Raw genomic sequence first — 19,226 nt, 5'->3', positions numbered from 1 at the left:
ACATGAGCACCGCTCCCGCCTCCGCCTCCGGGTCCGCTCACGCGGTCCCGGGGGCGGGCGCGCCCGCCTCCTCCGGCACGCCGGCACCGGCGGGCCCGACCAAGCCGCTGGCGCCGAGCTTCGACAGCGTCACTCCGGTGCCCGTCGCGGCTCCCGCACCCACGCCCGCCGTGCGCATCGACGGCGTCTCCAAGCGCTTCGGCACCGGCCCCATCGTGCTCGAGGACGTGTCGCTCGACATCGCCCCCGGCGAGTTCGTGTGCCTGCTGGGCGCGTCGGGATGCGGCAAGTCCACCCTCCTGAACCTCATCGCGGGTCTCGACAAGCCGAGCGCCGGGCGCATCGAGACGCCGGCCGAGGGCTCGGCCGTGATGTTCCAGGAGTCGGCGCTCATGCCGTGGCTCACGGCCCGCAAGAACGTCGAGCTCGCACTCCGCTTGCGCGGTGTGGCCCGCGGCGAGCGCCGCGAGAAGGCGCTCGCCCTGCTCGACACCGTGAATCTGGCGGATGCCGCCGAGAAGCGCCCGCACGAGCTCTCGGGCGGCATGCGCCAGCGCGTCGCGCTCGCGCGCGCCCTCGCCCAGGACCGCCCCGTGCTGCTGATGGACGAGCCGTTCGCCGCGCTCGACGCCATCACGCGCGACCTCCTCCACGAGGAGCTCGAGCGCGTGTGGCGCGCGACCGGCCGCACCATCGTGTTCGTCACGCACAACGTCCGCGAGGCGGCCCGCCTCGGCCAGCGCGTCGTGCTGCTGGGCAGCCGCCCTGGCCGCGTCGTGCAGCAGTGGCAGATCACGAAGACCACCGGACGCCGCATCGAGTCGCCCGAGGTCGCCGCCCTCTCGGTGGAGATCACCGAGCAGCTGCGGAAGGAGATCCGCCGCAATGCCGCATGACACCGTGACCGTTTCGAAGACGGATTCCGCCCACAACAGCAATCGGGCCGAGTCCGCTCATTCCGACGACCTCCGTTCACTGGAAGCTGGGCTCGACCGGCTCCAGACCGACGCCGAGCGCGGCCCGAGCCGCTGGCGTCGATTCGCCGCGAGCGTCGTGCCGCCGATCGTCTTCGTCATCCTGCTCGTCGTCGTCTGGCAGCTGTACGTCGTCATCGCGCAGCCCCGCCCCGACATCATCCCGGGCCCGGCGGACGTCGCCGCGGCCCTCGGCCAGGCGTGGGACTCCGGCCGCCTGCAGGAGGCCGTCACGACGAGCCTCGAGCGCGGCATCATCGGCTTCCTCATCGCGATCGTCGTCGGCACGCCCATCGGCCTGCTGCTCGCCGAGGTGCGCCCCATCCGCCGCGCCGTCGGCCCGATCATCTCCGGCCTGCAGGTGCTGCCGTCGGTCGCGTGGGTGCCCGCCGCCATCATCTGGTTCGGCCTGTCGGACGCCACCGTCTACTTCGTGATCCTCATGGGCGCGATCCCCTCGATCGTCAACGGCCTCATCGCGGGCATCGACCAGGTGCCGCCGCAGCTGCGCCGAGTGGGCACCGTGCTGGGCGCGTCCCGCTGGCAGCTCGCGACCGCCGTCATCCTTCCCGCCGCACTCCCCGGCTACCTCGCCGGCCTCAAGCAGGGCTGGGCGTTCTCGTGGCGCTCGCTCATGGCCGCCGAGATCATCGCGATGGGCGGCACGATCGGCTTCGGCCTCGGCTCGATGCTGCAGAACAACCGCGATCTCGCCGACCTCGCGGGGGTGCTCGGCACGATCCTCGTGATCCTCGCGATCGGCATCCTCATCGAGCTCGTCTTCTTCGGACCGCTGGAGCGACGGATGCTGAAGCGCCGCGGCCTGCTCATCTCGGGAGGTTCGCGATGACCGCGGTCGGCAAGGTCTGGCTCGTCGGGGCCGGCCCCGGCGACGCGGGGCTGCTCACCGTGAAGGGCCTCCGCGCCCTCGAGGCGGCGGACGTCATCGTCGCCGATCGGCTCGGCGCGCGCGCCGTGCTCGACGGCCTCGCCGCCGACGGGGTGGAACTGCGCGCCGAGGTCGTCGACGTGGGCAAGCGCCCCGGTCACCACGCCGTGCCGCAGGACGCCATCAACGCGCTGCTCGTGCACCTCGGGCAGGAGGGCAAGACCGTCGTCCGCCTCAAGGGCGGCGATCCGTACGTCTTCGGCCGCGGCGGCGAGGAGCTCTACGCCTGCCAAGAGGCCGGCGTGCCCGTCGAGGTGGTGCCCGGCATCACCAGCGCGATCTCGGTGCCCGCGATCGCCGGCATCCCGCTCACCCATCGCGGCGTCGCGACGGCCTTCACCGTCGCCACCGCGCACGACCAGATCGTCGCCCTCGGCGGCGGCCGCGACCACACCGTGGTGCTGCTCATGGGGATCGGCACCCTGGCGAACTCCGCGATCACGCTGTCCCGCGGCGAGCGCGGTGCGGACTGCCCCGTCGCCGTCGTGGAGGACGGGTACGGAGCCCGCCAGCGGGTCACGGTCGGCACGCTCTCGACCATCGCGCACCAGGCCGCGGAACGAGGCATCCGTTCCCCCGCCGTCGTGGTCGTCGGCGACGTCGTCCGGCTCAGCCCGTACGCGCCCGCGGAACTCGCAACCCTCGATCTCTCCCAGTACGACCCGCTCGCACCCGAGCGCCTCCGAAAGGCCCCCACGCAGTGACTTCCTCGAGCCTCCAGAACCTCCGCGTCGCGATCGTCGGCGCCGGTCCCGCCGGCATCTACGCGGGCAACATCCTCACCAACTCGGTCGTCGAGTCGGGCGGCACCGTCGCGATCGACCTGTTCGAGTCGCTCCCCGCGCCCTACGGACTGATCCGCTACGGCGTCGCGCCCGACCACCCGCGCATCAAGGGCATCGTCAACTCGCTGCACGAGATGCTGGATGCCGGCACCACGCGCTTCATCGGCAACGTCGAGGTCGGCCGCGACATCTCGATCGACGAGCTGCAGGAGCGATATGACGCCGTGATCCTCGCCACCGGCGCGATCCGCGACGCCGCGCTCGACATCCCCGGCATCGACCTCGAAGGCTCGTACGGCGCCGCCGACTTCGTGGCGTGGTTCGACGGCCACCCCGACGTACCGACCGAGTGGACGCTCGACCAGCGCGAGGTCGCGGTCATCGGCAACGGCAACGTCGCGCTCGACGTCGCCCGCGTGCTGGCGAAGCACGCCGTCGATCTGCGCTCCACCGAGATCGCCGACAACGTGCTCGCCGGGCTCGAGGCCTCGGCCGTCACCGACGTGCACGTCTTCGGCCGCCGCGGCCCCGCCGACATCAAGTTCACGCCGATCGAGCTGCGCGAGCTCGGCGAGGTGCCGAACGTCGACATCGTCGTGCACGACGAGGACTTCGCCTATCTCGAGGGCCTCGTGCCGTCGAACAACCAGCTCAAGGTCATGCTCCGCATCCTCCAGAGCTGGCGCACGCGCGAGTCGACCGGCGCGAGCCGTCGCCTGCACCTGCACTTCTACCACTCGCCCGTCGAGGTGCTCGGCGACGGCAAGGTCGAGGGCCTCCGCTTCGAGCGCACCGAGCCGACGGGAGAGGGCAGCGCGGTCCGCGGCACCGGCGAGTTCCGCGAGATCGCGGTGCAGCAGGTCTACCGCGCCGTCGGCTACTACGGCACGCCGGTCATCGACGCGCCGTTCGACGAGAAGGCCGGCGTCGTCTCGAACGTCGAAGGACGCGTGAAGGATGCTGCGGTGACGGGCGACGCGGATGCCCCCGTGATCGCCGGGCTCTACGCGACGGGCTGGATCAAGCGCGGACCCGTCGGCCTCATCGGCCACACGAAGTCCGACGCGATGGAGACCATCGCGCACCTCGTCTCGGACGTCGAGGGCGGGCGCCTGTCGGCCCCGACCGTGGACGGCGACGTGCTCGACCTGCTGGAGGAGCGCGAGGTCGCCTACACGACATGGGACGGCTGGCTCGCCCTCGACGCGCACGAGCGCGAGCTGGGTGCGAACCACCTCCACACGCGCGAGCGCGTCAAGGTCGTGCCCCGCGACGAGCAGGTCGCGATCTCGCGGGGAGCGCTCGTCCCGTGACCTACGTGATCGCCCTGCCGTGCGTCGATGTCAAGGACCGCGCCTGCATCGACGAGTGCCCGGTGGACTGCATCTACGAGGGTGAGCGGTCACTGTACATCCACCCCGACGAGTGCGTGGACTGCGGCGCCTGCGAGCCGGTGTGCCCGGTCGAGGCGATCTACTACGAGGACGACCTGCCGGAGGAATGGCAGGACTACTACACAGCGAACGTCGAGTTCTTCGACGACATCGGGTCGCCCGGCGGTGCGGCCAAGACCGGCGTCATCGCGAAGGACCACCCGGTCATCGCGGCGCTTGCGCCCCAAGGAGACGGCCATGACTGATCCCACTCCTCCCGCGCCCGCGCCCTCGACCGAGGTCGACGTCGTCATCGTCGGCGGGGGCCCCGCCGGACTGTCGGCGGCGCTCAACCTCGGACGCGCCCGTGCATCCGTCGTCCTCATCGACGCCGGTCGCCCGCGCAACGCCGCGACCCTGCGCTCGCACGGCTTCCTCACCCGCGACGGCGTTCCGCCGCTCGAGCTGCGCAAGCTCGCACGTGCCGAGCTCGCCGCCTACCCCAACGTGCAGGTGTTCGACCGCACCGTGGTGACCGCGCTGCAGGAGCGCGATTGCGGCGAGGGACTCCGCTTCCTCGCGGCGCTCCAGGGCAGGGGCGCCGGCATCCCGCCGGCCGTCTCCGCGCGCTCGGTGCTCGTCGCGACGGGGCTGCGTGAGACGCTCCCGGCGATCCCGAGCCTGCGCGCCTTCTACGGCATGACGATCTTCAGCTGCGCCGCATGCGACGCGTGGGAACTCCAGGACCGGCCGCTCGCCCTCATCGGCGAGACCCGCGACCTCGCCGCACGTGCCCGGCTCATCGCCCGCTGGACCGACCGGCTCACGGTCTTCACACACGGCACCGACGCCGTGGACACGGTCGAAGAGGCCGAGCTCGCAGCATCCGGGATCGTCGTCGAGCGACGGGTGATCGACGACCTCGAGGGCGACCGCGGCACGGTGACGGCCGTACGCCTTGCCGACGGCGCGCGCGTCGAGATCGACGGCGGGTTCGTGCGCCCGCAATGGCACCCGGCGCTCGACTTCGTCGGCGGCATCGACCTCGAGCGCGACGGGTTCGGCAACCTGGTGACCGATCGCTCCGGACGCACGTCGGTGCCGGGGCTGTATGCGGCGGGGGATGCTGCGTCCCCGGGTCCGCAGCAGCTCATCGTCGCCGCGGGCCAGGGCGCTCGGGCGGCCGCCGTGCTCGTGCACGATCTCGTCGGGGTGCGCACCGCCCACTGAGCCGGCGGGCGCTTGCGAGTCGCGCCGCAGGATGTTCACCGATCGGACACCTGTGCGTTCGGTTTCCGGACCCGTGGTGGATGAAGATGTCGGCGATGTCCGACGATCTGGCCGCTGATGCGGCCGACGAGCTGAAGGCGCTGCGGCTGCGCGCTTACGGACCGGATGCCGATATCGACGCCGATCCGCGGGCGCTGAGCCGGCTGCGCGAACTCGAAGCGCGGGCCGTCGCCACGGCGGAGCCCGATGGATCCCGGGTCACCGAGGCCGCACGGACGGCCACGGAGCAGAAGGAACCGCCCAGCGCGGTCTCCGTGGTGCCGGTCCCGTGGTGGGAGCGACACCGCGCGTTCCTGTGGGGCGCATCGCTGCTGGTCGCGGTCCTCGTCGGTGCGGCGGTGGCGTCGGTGCAGCTGCCGACGGGACGCGAGCAGGTCGTCGTCCTCGGTGAGGACGCCGACGGGCTCTGGCCGGAGCAGATGTGGGGCCCGCGGCCGCCCGACGGCGTGACGTTCGAGGAGTACCTCGGCCTCACCGCGATCGCCTCGGCCCGCGACTTCGGCAACGGCACCAACAGCACCTGCCTGTGGGTGTACGACTCGGCTTCGGTCAACTTCGGCCTGTCGGCCGGGTCGTGCGCCACCGGGTCGGGTCCCTCGTCGACGACGATCGTCGTCACCCCGCAGGCGCCTCCGGCGCTGCTCGACGAGTTCCCTGAAGGCACCACGCTGCAGTTCGTCCGCGACGGCGACCGCGTGGTCGTCTCCGCCCAGCGGCCGTAAGAGCGAGGGTCACCAGTCGGTGGCCTGGTCGCCGGCGAGCGCCTCGCGGCCCGGCGCGAGCATGTCGTGCACCTGTCCGCCGTGGGTGCGGGCCGGTGCGACCGTGTCGGGCCAGTCGGCGATCTGCTGCTCGGCCCACTCGGTCCACGAGATGACGTGCTCGTAGTGGCCGATCATGAACGTGTTGGCGAGCGCGAACAGATGCTTGCGCTCGGGGAACGTGCCGCCGGTCTCGCTGATGAACGCGGCGTACCGCGCGAACATCTCGCGGTTCGCCAGGGCCTGCTCCCGGGTGCGGGCGAGGGTCGCGCGGAGGTCGTCGAGCGAGCCCTGGTCGGAGAGCAGCACCCGCACCATGCCCTCGAACTCGACGGTCGGCGGACGCACCGGGGTGCGCAGCCACGCGGCGAGCGCCTCCCGCCCTTCCGGCGTGATCGAGTAGATCGTGCGGGCGCGCTTGCCGGTGTGCTCCTGCCGGGTCTCGACGAACCCGGCGGAATGGAGGCGGTTGAGCACGGCGTACCGGCCGCGGTCGGCCGAGGGCCAGAGCTCGGAGACACCGCGCCCGAGCTGCTCGGCGAGCTGGTACGCCGACCAGTCGCGCCCGGCCAGCAGACCCAGCGTGAGGTACCCCGTGATCGAGGGTTCGCGTTCGGGCACGACAAAGCTCCTTCCCCGTCGGCACTCGGGTCACGTCGCGGAACAAGAAGATTACCCCGCGCACGCAGGAACGACCATATACTGCAGAATGCAGTAAGCATCGGCACGGCAACCTGTGTGGGGACACGGACCGTCGCCGTGGGTGGACTCACGCGTGGGGACGCGGGACCGCCTTCGCGGCGGGCGATCTGGGGATCGCCCGCCGCACATCTCTCTGCCCGCCGGTCAGCGCCGGGTCTGCTCCGACCCCGACAGCCGCTGCGCGAGGTAGATGGGCACGATCGACACGATCACCAGCACCACGGCGATGACCGAGACGACCGGCGCCTGGTTCGGGCGGAACATGTTGTTGAGGATGTAGATCGGCAGCGTCGTCACGCCGGACCCGGCGGTGAACGTCGTCACGATGATCTCGTCGAAGCTCAGCGCGAACGCGAGCAGAGCCCCGGCGAGCAGCGCCGAGCGCAGCTGCGGGAAGGTCACGAGGCGGAACGTCGTCCAGATGCCGGCCCCGAGGTCGGCCGACGCCTCCTCGAGGTTCGTGCCGGTACGCCGGAGGCGCGCGATGACGTTGTTGAAGACGGTCACGATGCAGAAGGTCGCGTGGGCGATCACCACCGTCCAGATCGACAGCGGCACCCCCATGATGGTGCGGAAGAAGTTGTTCAGCGCGATGCCCGTGATGATGCCGGGCAGCGCGATCGGCAGGATGATCAGCAGCGAGATCGCGTCGCGGCCGAAGAACTCGAACCGCTGCAGCGCGAGCGAGATGAGGGTGCCCAGCACGAGCGAGATCGCCGTCGCGACCAGCGCGATCGCGACGCTCGTGCCCACCGCCTCGATCGCCCCGGTGCTCTGGAAGGCCTTGCCCCACCACTCCAGCGTGAAGCCGGGCGGCGGCCAGCTGAGCGAGGTCGACGTCGAGAACGAGTTGACGAGCACCACGAACAGCGGCAGGTAGACGACCAGCAGGATCAGCACGGTGACCACGCCGAGTACAGTGCGCGAGAGTCGCGAGAGTCGCATCGCCGGGTTCCTAGAGGTTGTTCAGGGCGCCGGTGCGGCGCACCAGGGCGAGGTAGCCGAAGATGATCACGATCGGGATGAGCGCGATCGCCGCCGCCAGCGGCAGGTTGTTCGCCGCTCCGACGTTCGTGTAGACGAGGTTGCCGAGCATCTGGTTGGTGCCGCCCACGATGTTGACGGTGATGTAGTCGCCGAGCGACAGCGAGAAGGCGAAGATCGTGCCCGCGATGATCGCGGGGAACGCCAGCGGCAGGACGACGGAGACCAGCGTGCGCCAGGACTTGCCCCCGAGATCAGCGGATGCCTCGAGCAGCGAGTCCGGCACGCGTTCCAGTCCTGCGTAGATGGGCAGGATCACGTACGGCAGCCACAGGTACGACAGCGTGATGACCGTCGCGGTGAGTCCGTACCCCGGAGTGTGCAGGCCGAACGGAGCGAGGATCCACTCGAGGATCCCCTCCTGCGACAGCACCGCCCGCCAGGCGTAGGCCTTGACGAGATAGCTGGCCCACAGCGGCATGAGCACCGCGATGACGAGCAGCCGCTGCGCGCGCGGGGACGCGACCTTGGCCATGTAGAAGGCGATGGGGAGGGCGACCACGACGTCGATCACGGTCACCAGCAGCGCGATGCCCACCGTGCGCAGCGTCACCGTCTGATAGAGCGAGCCGGTGACGACCGTGATGATGTTGTCGAGCGTCCAGTCGGTGATGATCTCGCCGGTGAAGGAGTCCACCTGCCAGAACGCCGTCACCAGCAGCAGCGCGAGCGCCACGATGTACACGACGACCAGCCAGAACAGCGGCGCGGTCAGCAGGAACGCGAGCCGGAACCTCGGGTGCGCGCTCAGCCACGCCGAGGAGCGTCGCGCGGGCGTCGCCCGGGGCGCCGGCACGGTGCGGGCGGGCGGCGGAGCGGTCGCGGTGTCGGTCATCGAGTGCCTCCGGGTTCGGGATCCGTTCAGGCCGGGGGCGGAGGCATCCGTCCGCCCCCGGCGCGATGCGTGGGTCAGCCCTTGATCTCGGACCAGGCCTCGGTCCACGCCGAGTAGTCCATGCACTCGACGTCGGTGCGACCGTCGAGGCACTCGGCGATCGGGGTCGTCCAGTACCAGATCTGCGACGCGTAGTCGGCGTCGCCGGCGTGGTAGGCCTCGCAGTCCTCGCGGTAGTCGCAGGCTGCGTCGCTCGACGGCGCCTCGCCGAAGTACGAGGTCGCCACGCCGTTGACCTCCGGGCTCGCGATCCAGTCGAGCCACGCGTACGAGCAGTTCGGGTGCTCGGTCGTCGACGAGATCATCCAGGTGTCCGACCATCCGGTCGCGCCCTCATCGGGGAGCACGACGTCCGTGGTCGCGCCCCCGCCGGCGAGGACGTTCTGGATGACCTGCCACGTCGTGCCCGCGACGGAGTCGCCGGTCTCGAACGCCTGGATCTCCTTCAGGTAGTCCGACCAGTACTCTCCGACGTGCTGGCGCTGCTCCTTGAGCAGATCGACGGCGGCCTGGAACTGCGTCTCGTCGAGCGCATAGGGGTTCTCGATGCCGAGGTCGGGCTGGTGGGTCATCAGGTAGACGGCGGCGTCGGCGATGTAGATCGGGTTGTCGTACGCCGTGATCTTGCCGGAGTAGTCGCCCGCCTTGTCGAAGACGACGTCCCACGAGGTGGGTGCCGGGGTCACGACCTCCGTGTTGTAGAGCAGGAGGTTGGCGCCGTACCCGTGGGGCACGCCGTAGTGCTCGCCGTCGACGGTGTTCCACGGCTGGTCCTTGAGGAAGTCGTAGACGCCCTCGTAGCTCGGGATGAGGTCCACGTTCACCGGCTGCACGTCACCGGCCGCGATGAGGCGGAGCGACGCGTCGCCCGAGGCCGAGACGACGTCGTAGTCGCCGGTCTTCATCAGGGTGACGGCCTCGTCCGAGGTGTTGAACGTCTTGGACGTGACCTGGCAGCCGGTCTTCTCCTCGAACCCCGACACCCAGTCGTAGTCGGGGTCGTTGCTGCCGTCTTCGACGTAGCCGGCCCACGCGATGATCGAGACTTCGCCTTCGTAGTCGCCGAGCTCGTCGACGGCCTCCGTCGGTGTGCTGCTGCCGCCGGACGTGCCGCAGCCGGCCAGGACGGCGATCGAACCGACCGCCAGGGCGGTTGCGGCGATGCGCCGCCCCCGTGATGTGCGCAACATGGTGTTTCCTCTCGGTGCTGTTGATATCGGGCTGTGCTGTTGTGTGCTCCGGGGCGCGGGCGCCCAGGTCGGGTGGGGATCAGGTGCCGGGCGGGATCAACGAGACGACGTCCTCGTCGTGCCACGTCACGTGCACGCGGTTGCCGCGATCGTCGTCGGCCAGGCGGGTGCGGTCGTTGCGTTCGAGCACGGTCACCCGCATGCCGGCATCCAGATCGATGACGCGACGGATGCCGCTTCCCACGTAGATCGACTCGACCACCGTTCCCTCGGCCGAGTGCTCTCCCGGCGCCGAGGCGGCTGACGAAGCCAGCGTGAGCTTCTCGGGGCGGATGGAGTGCTCGCCCTCGCGCCCGATGAGGGCCGCGGACCGCTCGTGGTCGAACAGGTTGGAGGTGCCGACGAAGTCCGCGACGAACCGTGACGCCGGTCGCTCGTAGAGGTCCTGCGGAGTGCCGAGCTGGATGATCCGGCCGTCATGGAACACCGCGATCCGGTCGGAGAGCGTCAGCGCCTCCTCCTGATCGTGGGTCACGAAGATGAAGGTGATGCCGAGGTCGCGCTGGATCTGCTTGAGCTCGACCTGCATCTGCTCGCGGAGCTTGAGGTCGAGCGCGCCCAGCGGCTCGTCGAGGAGGAGCACCTTCGGCTGCACGACGGTGGCGCGGGCGAGCGCCACCCGCTGGCGCTGACCCCCCGAAAGCTGTGACGGCTTGCGCGCCGCCATCTGGTCGAGCCGCACCGCGGCGAGCGCCGTCATCGCGAGGTCGCGGCGCTTCGCACGCCCCATCCCCCGCACGCGCAGGCCGTAGGCGACGTTGTCGAGCACCGTCATATGGGGGAAGAGCGCGTAGTCCTGGAAGACGGTGTTCACGTCGCGGTCGAAGGGCGCCTTCTTCGTGACGTCCTGCCCGAACAGCTGGATCGTGCCGGCGGTCGGCTGCTCGAAGCCGGCGATCAGTCGCAGCACGGTGGTCTTGCCCGATCCCGAGGGTCCCAGCATCGAGAAGAACTCGCCGGCGGCGATCTCGAGGTCGACGTGGTCGACGGCCGTGACGGCACCGAACTCCTTCGTGAGTCCGGTCAGCCGGATGGCAGGCTGCTGCTCGGTCATGACGTCTCCCTCGATGTCGATGGAAGTTAATCATATGGAGCCATATGTCAAAAGAGGGGGTGCCGTGTTACGGTCGGGTCACAGTTGCGGAGGACACCTTCTTCCGCCGTCCACCCGGGAGTCCCATGCCGCACGCGACGGGAAGAGTCGACGCCGCCCGCGCCGTCGTCTTCGCCCCGCTGGACGGCACCGGCAGGGCCGAGCTCGTCGAGAAGCGGCTCACCGATGCGATCGTGACCGGCGTCCTCCACGACGGCGAGCGCCTGCCCAGCGAAGCGGACCTCTCGCGAAGCCTCGGAGTGGCCCTCGTCACCGCGCGCGAGGCGCTGGAGGTGCTGCGCGACAAAGGGCTCGTCAAGACCCGGCGCGGCCGCGACGGCGGCAGCTTCGTCACCTTCGACCGCGACGCCGCGACCCGCCTGCTGGAGCGGCGCCTGCGCGAGCTCAGCCGCATCGAGCTGCGCGACTTCGCCCTGCACACCTCGGCGATCGCCGGCACGGCGGCCGAGACCGCCGCAGGCCGCGCAAGCGACGACGACATCGAGACGCTCGTGCGCATCGCCGACGCCGCGGATCTCACGACGGCCGGCGGCGCGAGGCGAGCCGTGAGCCGGTTCCGGCTCGAGGTCGCGGCCGTCAGTCAGTCGCCCCGCCTCGTGCACGAGGAGATGCGCCTGCAGGGAGAGGCCGGCTCCCTCCTCTGGATGTGCCTGCGGGAGCAGGAGTACCGTGACCGCAGCGCCATCGCCCGCACGCGGGTCATCGACGCCATCCGCGACGTGGCACCCGACAAGGCCCGCGCGGAGACGATCACACATATCAACAGCGCCTTCGAATGGCTCATCGACGAGCGAGCGCGCATCGACGCGCGCACCGAGGACGCAGCATCCGACCCGAAGGACGTCCCATGACCACCATCGCGACCAGGTCTCCGGCCGACGTGGCGATCCGTGTCGCCGCGACCATCGACGGCATCTTCGCCATGATCGACGGGTGGCGCGATCTGCTCGAGGAGCAGCTCGCCTCGGCCCACGCGCTGACGGCGAAGGCGATCGATCCCCTCGTCGAGGCGTTCGCCGTGCCCGCCGTCTCGGGAGAGACGCTGCTCACCGGCGCGGGATTCGTGGCGGCGCCGGGCGTTCTGACCGACGCCGAATGGCACCTCGCCTGGTGGCTCGGAACCACCGGTTCGGCCCACGGGGTGCGGCGGCTGGCCACGATCGACGACCCGACCCACGAGCAGTTCCGCGACTACACCGCACTGGAGTGGTGGCGGGTTCCGCAGGCGACGGGCACGCGGCACCTCACCGGCCCGTACGTCGACTACGTGTGCACCGATGACTACACCGTCACCATCACCACGCCTGTGGTGCGCGAGGGTTCGATGATCGGCGTCGTCGGAGCGGACGCCCTGGTCGATCGGCTCGAACGCGTGCTCCTTCCGGTGCTGCGCGCGGGCGAGATGCCCGCGACCCTCGTCAACGCCTCCGGCCGGGTCGTGACCTCGACCGACGCGCGGCGCGAGCCGGGATCGATGCTCCGCGGTGACGACCTCACCGCCGCCGTGCGGGCGCTGTCGCCGACCCCCGTCAGGCTCTCCGGCGGCACGTCGGTGCTCGCCTGCGGCGACACATCGCTCGCCCTCGTCGTCGGAAGCTAGCGCGCCGGGCGCGATGGGGAAGGATGGCCTCGATGTCAACGCCGACCGACTCCTCGCGCGACGAGCTCGCCGAGCTGCGCAGGCGCGCGTACGCACGCGACGCCGACATCCTCGATGACCCCGCCGCACTCGCCCGGCTGGGCGAGCTCGAGAAGCAGGCCGCGGCCGCGAGCGCGGCGAACGTCGCGGCGAGCGCACGTGTCTCGACCAACGGCGGAACCCCGCGCAGGTCCGCCTTCGATGGCGACGAGGACGTCGCGGAACCGCAAGCCATCGCCCCGCCCGCATCGGAGGAGACGGATGCCGCGGCCGCAGCGGACCCGATCGCCCCGGATCGCGACGAGCACGGCTCCCCCGCGGAGGCGCTGGGTGCGGACGACCTCGCGAGCGGAACGGTCCCCACGCCTCCAGCCTCCGCTGGCGCGTCGGCCGGAGCCTCCGGGCGCGTGGGCCCAGCTGCCGACCCCGGCAGCGACGCCGGTGGCGACGTCGTCGATCCCGACGCTGTCGAGAACGCGCCCGGCCGCCCGTGGTGGCGCCGCACACCCGTCGTGTGGGCAGCCTCGGTCGTCGTCGCGATGCTGGTCGGAGTCGGACTGACGGTGCTCGTGCAGACCATGGAGGCGGGCCGGGTCGGCGTGCTCGGGGTGGACCCCGACGCCGACTGGCCGGAGGAGGTCTGGGGCGGCCCGACCGAGGACTCCCTCGCCTTCGAGTCGTTCTACGGTCTCTCGGTGCTGTCGCAGCCGCAGGTCACGGGCGACGGGACTCAGGGGGCCGTCCCCTGCCTGATCGTCTTCAGCGGGGTGGGCGACAACCCCTCCTACCTCGGCGGCGCGTGCGGCGCAGGCCCTTTCCCTGCACAGGCGGCACTGGTGGTCGGCAGGCAGGCGCCGTCAGAGCTGCGCGAACGCTTCGCCGAGGGCACGGCGCTGCAGTTCGTGCTCGACGGGGAGCAGGTGCACGTCTACGCGCGCGAGCCGGGCATCGTCGAGCCCACGCCCTAAGCTTTCAGGCGCCGCGGCTCCCGGCATCCGTCGCGCCGACGTCGCTGCGGTGGAAGTTCTGGAAGGAACGGGATGCCGTGGGCCCGCGCTGCCCCTGATACCTGTTGCCGTACGGCCCCGAGCCGTACGGGCTCTCAGCGGGCGAGGTGAGGCGGAAGTAGCAGACCTGGCCGATCTTCATGCCGGGCCAGAGCTTGATGGGCAGAGTCGCGACGTTCGAGAGCTCGAGCGTGACGTGGCCCGAGAAGCCGGGGTCGATGAAGCCCGCGGTCGAGTGGGTCAACAGCCCGAGGCGACCGAGCGACGACTTGCCCTCGAGGCGGGCCGCGATGTCGTCGGGAAGCGTGATCTGCTCGAACGTCGAGCCGAGCGCGAACTCGCCCGGGTGGAGGATGAACGGCTCTTCGGGGTCGACCTCGATGAGGCGCGTCAGCTCGGGCTGGTCCTCGGCGGGATCGATGAACGGGTACTTGTGGTTGTCGAACAGCCGGAAGTACCGATCGAGCCGCACGTCGACGCTCGACGGCTGCACCATCGCGGGGTCCCACGGGTCGAGCGCGAGGCGCCCCGCGTCGATCTCGAGCCGGATGTCGCGGTCACTCAGCAGCACGGAGCCAGCCTATCCGGACCGTGCTGTTATGCTGGCCGGGCGCTGTAACAGGCGCGCGAGCGCCGGGATGCCGGCGTCCGGGGCTGTAGTTCAATGGCAGAACTTCTGCTTCCCAAGCAGACAGCGCGGGTTCGATTCCCGTCAGCCCCTCCATGTCTCCCGCGATCGCCGCTCACGAGTACTCGCCCTGGGATTTCTGGAGCGAGGCGACCCCGTCCGAGCGCGAAGCGCAGCTGCTCCTCCAGCAGACCGTCGTCGCGGGCCGCTCCGACCAAGAGCTCGGTGAGCAGTGCTTCCTCTCCGAGCTCGCCTCGATCGACAACGAATCGCTGCGCCTCGGCGACCGCACGTACGTCGCGGCAGGCGCCTACCTCACCGGCGACCTCCGGGCCGGCGCCGACTGCAGCATCAACCCGTACACGGTGATCCGCGGCCGGGTCACGATGGGCGACGGCGTCCGCATCGGCGCGCACACCTCGATCCTCGGCTTCAACCACTCGATGGAGTCGGGCACGCCCGTCTTCCGCCAGCCCTTGACCTCGAAGGGCATCGAGATCGGCGACGACGTCTGGATCGGCTCGCACGTCGTGATCCTCGACGGCGTCAGCGTCGGGTCGCACTCCGTGCTCGCCGCCAGCGCGGTCGTCACCAAGGACGTGCCGGCGGGCGCCGTCGTCGGCGGGAACCCCGCGCGGTTCATCCGCTGGCGCGTCGAGCCCGACGACACCGGCATCCACCCCGATGCGGCGGCGGATGCTGCCGCCCGGGGCACCGAGGACCGTCCCGACTCCCCCGAACCACGCGAGCCCGTGGAGACGCCGCCGGCGGTGCTCGCCGCCCTGGCCACGGCCGCGTCGGAGGCTGCCGTCTCGCCCGAGCTCCGGTCCGTGCCCGAGTCCGAGCCCGAGTCCGAACCCGCGCCGGACGCAGGGCTCCCGCCCGATGCCGACCCCGCTCACACGCCGTCCCGGGCCCCCGCGCCCGGCGGCCAGACCGCAGCGCCGAACAACGTCTTCACGGCAGCCGGCGCCTCGACCGGGAGCGATGACGTCGCCGGCCTGGCCGAACGCGTCGCCGAACTGGCGGCGCGCGCGAGGGACGAGGCATCCGTCGTCCTTCAACGCGCGTGGAACGACGACCTCGGACTCTTCACGGACCGCCCCGGCGCCGCCCCGACCGTACGCGCCCAGGCCGACGCGATCGAGATCGCGGATCTGCTGCTCGGCACGGCGCCGCCGCAGGCGTCGGTCGACGCGCAGATCCGCCGCCTGCAGGGCTGGCAGGATGCAACGACCGGCGCGGTCGCTCCCCTCGATGCGGACGGGCGTCAGCAGGCGGGCCTCGGCTTCTCCCACGGCGACGTCGCCTATCACGTGCTGAGCACGGGCTACGCGCTCGATCTGCTGGGGTCGGCATTTCCCGCTCCTCTCACGTGGGTGACCGCGGCGACCCCCGAACGGGTCGTCGAGTTCTGCGAGAGTCTGCCGTGGGCCACCGACGCGTGGGGCGCCGGACACCACATCGACGGCTTCGGCACCGCGATTCTGTGGACGAAGCGTGCGGGGCATCCGATTCCGGCGGGTGTGGAGGAGGCGCTGTTCGGGTGGCTGCTGCTCAACACCGACCCGCAGACCGGCATGTGGGGTTCGGCCACACCCGACCGCGGGATTCTCCCCGTCGTGAATGGGTTCTACCGCGCCTCGCGCGGCACGTTCGCGCAGTTCGGCGTGCCGCTGCCCCACCCCGACCGCGTGATCGACACGGTGCTGCGCCACGCCCGCGACCCGCGCTGGTTCGCACCGGGCGCCCGCAACGCGTGCAACGTGCTCGACGTCGCGCACCCGCTGTGGCTCGCGCGCGGCACCGGCTACCGCGACGACGAGGTGCGAGAGCTCGCCGCGCGCCTGCTCTCCGACGCCCTGGCGACGTGGGTGCCGGGCGCCGGGTTCTCGTTCCGCGAGCCGAGCCCCGCGGCGCGCGGTCTCATCGAGACCGAGCCGGGACTGCAGGGCACCGAGATGTGGCTCGCGATCCTCTGGTACCTCGCCGACCTCGCCGGCGTCGCCGATGCGCTCGGCTACCGGCCCCGCGGCGTGCACCGGCCGGAGCCCGCCGCCACACTGCGGTAGGCCGCACCGCGCCGTACCGGCGAGAGGAGACCGGTCGCAGCCGGCGACGGTGAAGCGGCAGCGCGCGTGCCGGGCGTGTGGATATCCGGATGCCGCGGCCCGCAGCATCCGTGACGATCGAGGTGCTCCGCGAGTAGGGTCGAGCGATGCGCGCGATCCCCGACAGTCTCGACGCGGCGGTCGTCAGCGAGATCGACCGGCGCCTGGAGTCCGTCGCGGCGGAGCACGGCGTGCGGATCCCGTGGGCCATCGAGAGCGGCAGCCGGGCGTGGGGGTTCCCCTCGCCCGACAGCGACTACGACTGCCGGTTCCTGTTCGTGGGGCGACGCGAGCGCTACCTCACGCTCTGGCCCGCACGCGACGTGATCGAGACGCCGCTGGACAAGGTCTTCGACGTCAACGGCTGGGACCTCGCCAAGGCGCTCACGCTGATGGCGCGGGGCAACGCCACGCCGATCGAGTGGCTGCGCTCCCCCATCGTCTACGGCGGCGACACCGCGTTCCGCGACGAGCTGCTGGCGTACGCGGCCGCCGTCGTGGAGCGCGGTGCGATCTCCCGCCACTACCTCCACGTGGCGCGGCGCCAGCAGACGGGAACGCAGACCCTGAAGCGGTTCTTCTACGTGCTGCGCCCGGCCGCCGCGCTGCGGTGGCTCGCCGACCACCCGGGTGACGCCGTGCCGCCGATGGATCTGCCGACGCTGCTGTCCGAGACCACGGTGTCGGATGAGATCCGGGATGCCGCCGCCGACCTCATCGCCCTCAAGTCGGTGACGCGCGAACTGGGCTCTGGAGAGGCGCCCGCGGTGCTCGCGCGCTTCGCCGCGCAGGAACTGGAACGCGCGGAGGCGCTCGAGGGCGTGCCGCCGGTGCGGGATCAGCGCAAGGTGCGGGAGCAGGCGGACGACCTGTTCCGGCGGATCGTGGGCTGACGCGAGCGGATCCGGCGCGATCGAGTTCGGGGACGAGCTGCTGCGGCGGATCATGGGCTGACGCGGGCGGGCTCCGGGGTGGGTCTGCGTCCAGGGTCGTCTGCGTCGGGGGCCGCGAGTCGACGAGCCAGGTCGTTGTCTGCGGGTGCGCGGCGGGTTGCGGCGAGACTGCTCCGGCTCACGCGCAGCGGATCTGCGCGCCGCTTCGAGCTGTGTTCGTCGGCGCCCGGGGATCACCGGCAGCGCCGAGCGGATGTCGGAGGCCATTCGTATATTTGTTCTATGAACTTCTCAGCCGCACCCTCCCCCGCGATGCGGTTGACGGATGCTGCGGCTCGGGTCGCCTCGCGGCTCGGCGACGGCGGCGCCGAAGTGGGAGGGCTCGCCGACGACGATCTCCTGGCGCTGCTCGCCGACGCGACGGAGGCGCGGAAGGCGCTCGAGCTGATCGTCGCAGGAGCGTCGGCCGAGGTGTCGCGCCGCTCGTCACGCGAGCTCGGATACGAGGGGCTCGCGCAGCGGAAGGGTCTGCGCACCGGCACGGCGCTCGTGCAGCATCTCACGGGGCTCGGGAGAGCAGACGTCGCGCGGGCTGTGGACGCGGGCAGGGAACTCGCCCCGGCGGAGCCGCCGGCAGCCGATGTCACCAGGGCAAGCGTTCCGGCGGCACCGGTGGTCCAGGAGTGGCTGGGCGCGCTTCGAGATGCACTCGCGTCGGGACGTCTGACGCAGGCGCAGTTCCAGGCGATCCGCTCTGGGCTCGGAGAACCGCCCGTCGACCGCTACCCGGAGCTGGCGCCCGACTTCCTCCCGCAGGCGTGGGCTCGCGCCGTGAACATGCTGCTCGAAGAAGCGAGCGGGCTGCCCGTGGAAGAGCTCCGCAGCCAGGCGCGCATCGCGCGAGATCGGCTCGATCCGGTCGGCGTCACGCTCCGTTTCGAAGAGCGCTTCGACGCCCGGTCCTTCCGCACCTGGATCGACCACGACGGTCAGCGGCACGCGCACATCCTCTTCGACGACGAGGCGGGCGCCTGGGTGGATGCCCTCCTGCAGGCCGCTTTGCGGCCACGTCGCGGGCCGCGCTTCGTCGGCACCGACGCCGTGGAGAAGACGCGCGCGGCCGAGGCTGACAGCCGGTCGAACGAGCAGCTGCAGTACGACACGATCATCGCCGTGCTGCGCACGGGTGCGAACGCCGACCCGCAGCAGGCATTCGGCGACCGGCAGCCGGGAGTGCGAATCGTCATCGAGGCGGGCGCGGTGACGGGCGGCGGTGAACGCGGCGAGATGCACGTCACCGGCGTCGGGCACCTGGAGGACGGCGGACACGCTCTGCCCGGGGGCGTCATCGAGGCGCGGATGTGCGAGTCCGGGGTGATCCCGCTGATGTGGGGGCCGGATGGGCGCCCGCTCGACGTCGGGCGCGAGCTTCGCCTGTTCACGAGAAAGCAGCGCATCGCCATCGCCGCCCGCGACGGCGGCTGCATGTGGCCGTCCTGCGGCGCGCCGATCTCGCAGTGCGAGTATCACCACATCGATCACTGGTGGGAGCATCACGGGCGCACCGATGTCGACGATGGGATCGCGCTCTGCCGCAACTGCCATCTGCGCCTTCACAACCAGCGGTGGCGCATCACGCGGACGCGAGATGCCCTCACCGACGCCGACACGTACTGGCTCCATCCACCGCCCGACCCCGCCACGGGTGAGATCGGCCAGCCCGTCGCGTTGAGATCGAAGTCTCCCCGGCGATTCGAGGCGGCATGACGTGCAGGGGCGTCGGTGCGACAAGTGCGTACGCAGGCATGGCG

General features: G+C 71.1%; 19 protein-coding genes and 1 tRNA gene. 14 read left to right on the top strand and 6 right to left on the bottom strand.

From position 1 onward, the window contains the following. Window positions 1-2 precede the first annotated feature (2 nt). From ASF40_RS02550 to ASF40_RS02520, 7 genes are all read left to right on the top strand, one after another. Window positions 3-896, top strand: a complete 894-nt coding sequence (locus tag ASF40_RS02550; protein ID WP_082496805.1) for an ABC transporter ATP-binding protein — start codon at window positions 3-5, stop codon at window positions 894-896. After that, window positions 886-1,824 (top strand): ABC transporter permease, encoded by a 939-nt coding sequence (locus tag ASF40_RS02545; RefSeq protein WP_082496804.1) that lies wholly within the window; start codon window positions 886-888, stop codon window positions 1,822-1,824. Before ASF40_RS02550 ends, ASF40_RS02545 begins: the two co-directional genes overlap by 11 nt. After that, window positions 1,821-2,627 (top strand): uroporphyrinogen-III C-methyltransferase, encoded by an 807-nt coding sequence (gene cobA / locus ASF40_RS02540; protein WP_056365886.1) that lies wholly within the window; start codon window positions 1,821-1,823, stop codon window positions 2,625-2,627. Before ASF40_RS02545 ends, cobA begins: the two co-directional genes overlap by 4 nt. After that, window positions 2,624-4,021: an FAD-dependent oxidoreductase gene (locus tag ASF40_RS02535; protein ID WP_056365883.1), complete on the top strand. Its 1,398-nt coding sequence runs from the start codon at window positions 2,624-2,626 to the stop codon at window positions 4,019-4,021. The genes cobA and ASF40_RS02535 overlap by 4 nt, the downstream gene beginning before the upstream one ends. Beyond that, window positions 4,018-4,347, top strand: a complete 330-nt coding sequence (gene fdxA, locus ASF40_RS02530) for a ferredoxin (RefSeq protein ID WP_056365880.1) — start codon at window positions 4,018-4,020, stop codon at window positions 4,345-4,347. The genes ASF40_RS02535 and fdxA overlap by 4 nt, the downstream gene beginning before the upstream one ends. Beyond that, a complete protein-coding gene (locus ASF40_RS02525; RefSeq protein ID WP_056365877.1) occupies window positions 4,340-5,311 on the top strand; it encodes an NAD(P)/FAD-dependent oxidoreductase in 972 nt (323 codons plus the stop codon). Before fdxA ends, ASF40_RS02525 begins: the two co-directional genes overlap by 8 nt. A 95-nt stretch (window positions 5,312-5,406) precedes the next feature. Further along, window positions 5,407-6,093 carry a hypothetical protein gene (locus tag ASF40_RS02520; RefSeq protein ID WP_157549355.1) on the top strand — a complete coding sequence of 229 codons (687 nt, stop codon included), beginning with the start codon at window positions 5,407-5,409 and terminating at the stop codon, window positions 6,091-6,093. Between the two features lie 9 nt (window positions 6,094-6,102). Here ASF40_RS02520 and ASF40_RS02515 read toward each other — a convergent pair whose 3' ends face one another. The 5 genes from ASF40_RS02515 to ASF40_RS02495 all read right to left on the bottom strand — a co-directional run bounded on the left by ASF40_RS02515 (window position 6,103) and on the right by ASF40_RS02495 (window position 11,077). Then, complete coding sequence (locus ASF40_RS02515; protein WP_056365871.1) at window positions 6,103-6,753, bottom strand: PadR family transcriptional regulator; 651 nt, start codon at window positions 6,751-6,753, stop codon at window positions 6,103-6,105. 225 nt (window positions 6,754-6,978) lie between these two features. Next, a complete protein-coding gene (locus tag ASF40_RS02510) occupies window positions 6,979-7,779 on the bottom strand; it encodes an ABC transporter permease (protein WP_056365867.1) in 801 nt (266 codons plus the stop codon). Between the two features lie 10 nt (window positions 7,780-7,789). Then, on the bottom strand, window positions 7,790-8,713 hold the full coding sequence (locus ASF40_RS02505) for an ABC transporter permease (protein ID WP_082496803.1): 924 nt from the start codon (window positions 8,711-8,713) through the stop codon (window positions 7,790-7,792). 74 nt (window positions 8,714-8,787) lie between these two features. Then, entirely contained in the window at window positions 8,788-9,963 is a 1,176-nt protein-coding gene (locus ASF40_RS02500; protein ID WP_056365864.1) for an ABC transporter substrate-binding protein, read from the bottom strand. Window positions 9,964-10,042: 79 nt separating this feature from the next. Continuing rightward, on the bottom strand, window positions 10,043-11,077 hold the full coding sequence (locus ASF40_RS02495; RefSeq protein ID WP_056365860.1) for an ABC transporter ATP-binding protein: 1,035 nt from the start codon (window positions 11,075-11,077) through the stop codon (window positions 10,043-10,045). A 125-nt stretch (window positions 11,078-11,202) separates the two neighbouring features. Here ASF40_RS02495 and ASF40_RS02490 point away from each other — a divergent pair, with 125 nt between their 5' ends. The 3 genes from ASF40_RS02490 to ASF40_RS02480 are packed head-to-tail and all read left to right on the top strand — an operon-like array spanning window position 11,203 to window position 13,744. Next, the gene (locus tag ASF40_RS02490; RefSeq protein ID WP_235560105.1) at window positions 11,203-11,988 is read left to right on the top strand and encodes a FadR/GntR family transcriptional regulator; all 786 of its coding nucleotides are present in this window, start codon (window positions 11,203-11,205) and stop codon (window positions 11,986-11,988) included. Then, window positions 11,985-12,737 carry a cache domain-containing protein gene (locus ASF40_RS02485; RefSeq protein ID WP_056365858.1) on the top strand — a complete coding sequence of 251 codons (753 nt, stop codon included), beginning with the start codon at window positions 11,985-11,987 and terminating at the stop codon, window positions 12,735-12,737. Before ASF40_RS02490 ends, ASF40_RS02485 begins: the two co-directional genes overlap by 4 nt. Before the next feature lie 32 nt (window positions 12,738-12,769). Next, the gene (locus ASF40_RS02480; protein ID WP_056365855.1) at window positions 12,770-13,744 is read left to right on the top strand and encodes a hypothetical protein; all 975 of its coding nucleotides are present in this window, start codon (window positions 12,770-12,772) and stop codon (window positions 13,742-13,744) included. Window positions 13,745-13,748: 4 nt separating this feature from the next. Here the strand turns inward: ASF40_RS02480 and dcd are convergent, their stop codons facing one another. After that, the gene (gene dcd, locus ASF40_RS02475; protein ID WP_045299427.1) at window positions 13,749-14,354 is read right to left on the bottom strand and encodes a dCTP deaminase; all 606 of its coding nucleotides are present in this window, start codon (window positions 14,352-14,354) and stop codon (window positions 13,749-13,751) included. A gap of 79 nt (window positions 14,355-14,433) precedes the next feature. On the opposite strand from dcd, the gene ASF40_RS02470 reads away from it, so the two are divergent. From ASF40_RS02470 to ASF40_RS02455, 4 genes are all read left to right on the top strand, one after another. Beyond that, window positions 14,434-14,507: transfer RNA gene (locus ASF40_RS02470), tRNA-Gly, on the top strand. After that, window positions 14,507-16,483, top strand: coding sequence for a DapH/DapD/GlmU-related protein (locus ASF40_RS02465; RefSeq protein WP_056365852.1), 1,977 nt, complete (start codon window positions 14,507-14,509; stop codon window positions 16,481-16,483). The genes ASF40_RS02470 and ASF40_RS02465 overlap by 1 nt, the downstream gene beginning before the upstream one ends. Window positions 16,484-16,629: 146 nt before the next feature. After that, window positions 16,630-17,415 (top strand): nucleotidyltransferase domain-containing protein, encoded by a 786-nt coding sequence (locus ASF40_RS02460; RefSeq protein ID WP_056365849.1) that lies wholly within the window; start codon window positions 16,630-16,632, stop codon window positions 17,413-17,415. A 282-nt stretch (window positions 17,416-17,697) separates the two neighbouring features. After that, the gene (locus tag ASF40_RS02455; RefSeq protein ID WP_056365848.1) at window positions 17,698-19,182 is read left to right on the top strand and encodes an HNH endonuclease signature motif containing protein; all 1,485 of its coding nucleotides are present in this window, start codon (window positions 17,698-17,700) and stop codon (window positions 19,180-19,182) included. Window positions 19,183-19,226 lie beyond the last annotated feature (44 nt).

The organism is Microbacterium sp. Leaf288 (genome assembly GCF_001422925.1).
Taxonomy (GTDB): domain Bacteria; phylum Actinomycetota; class Actinomycetes; order Actinomycetales; family Microbacteriaceae; genus Microbacterium.
This window is presented reverse-complemented; position numbering and strand designations above follow the sequence as displayed.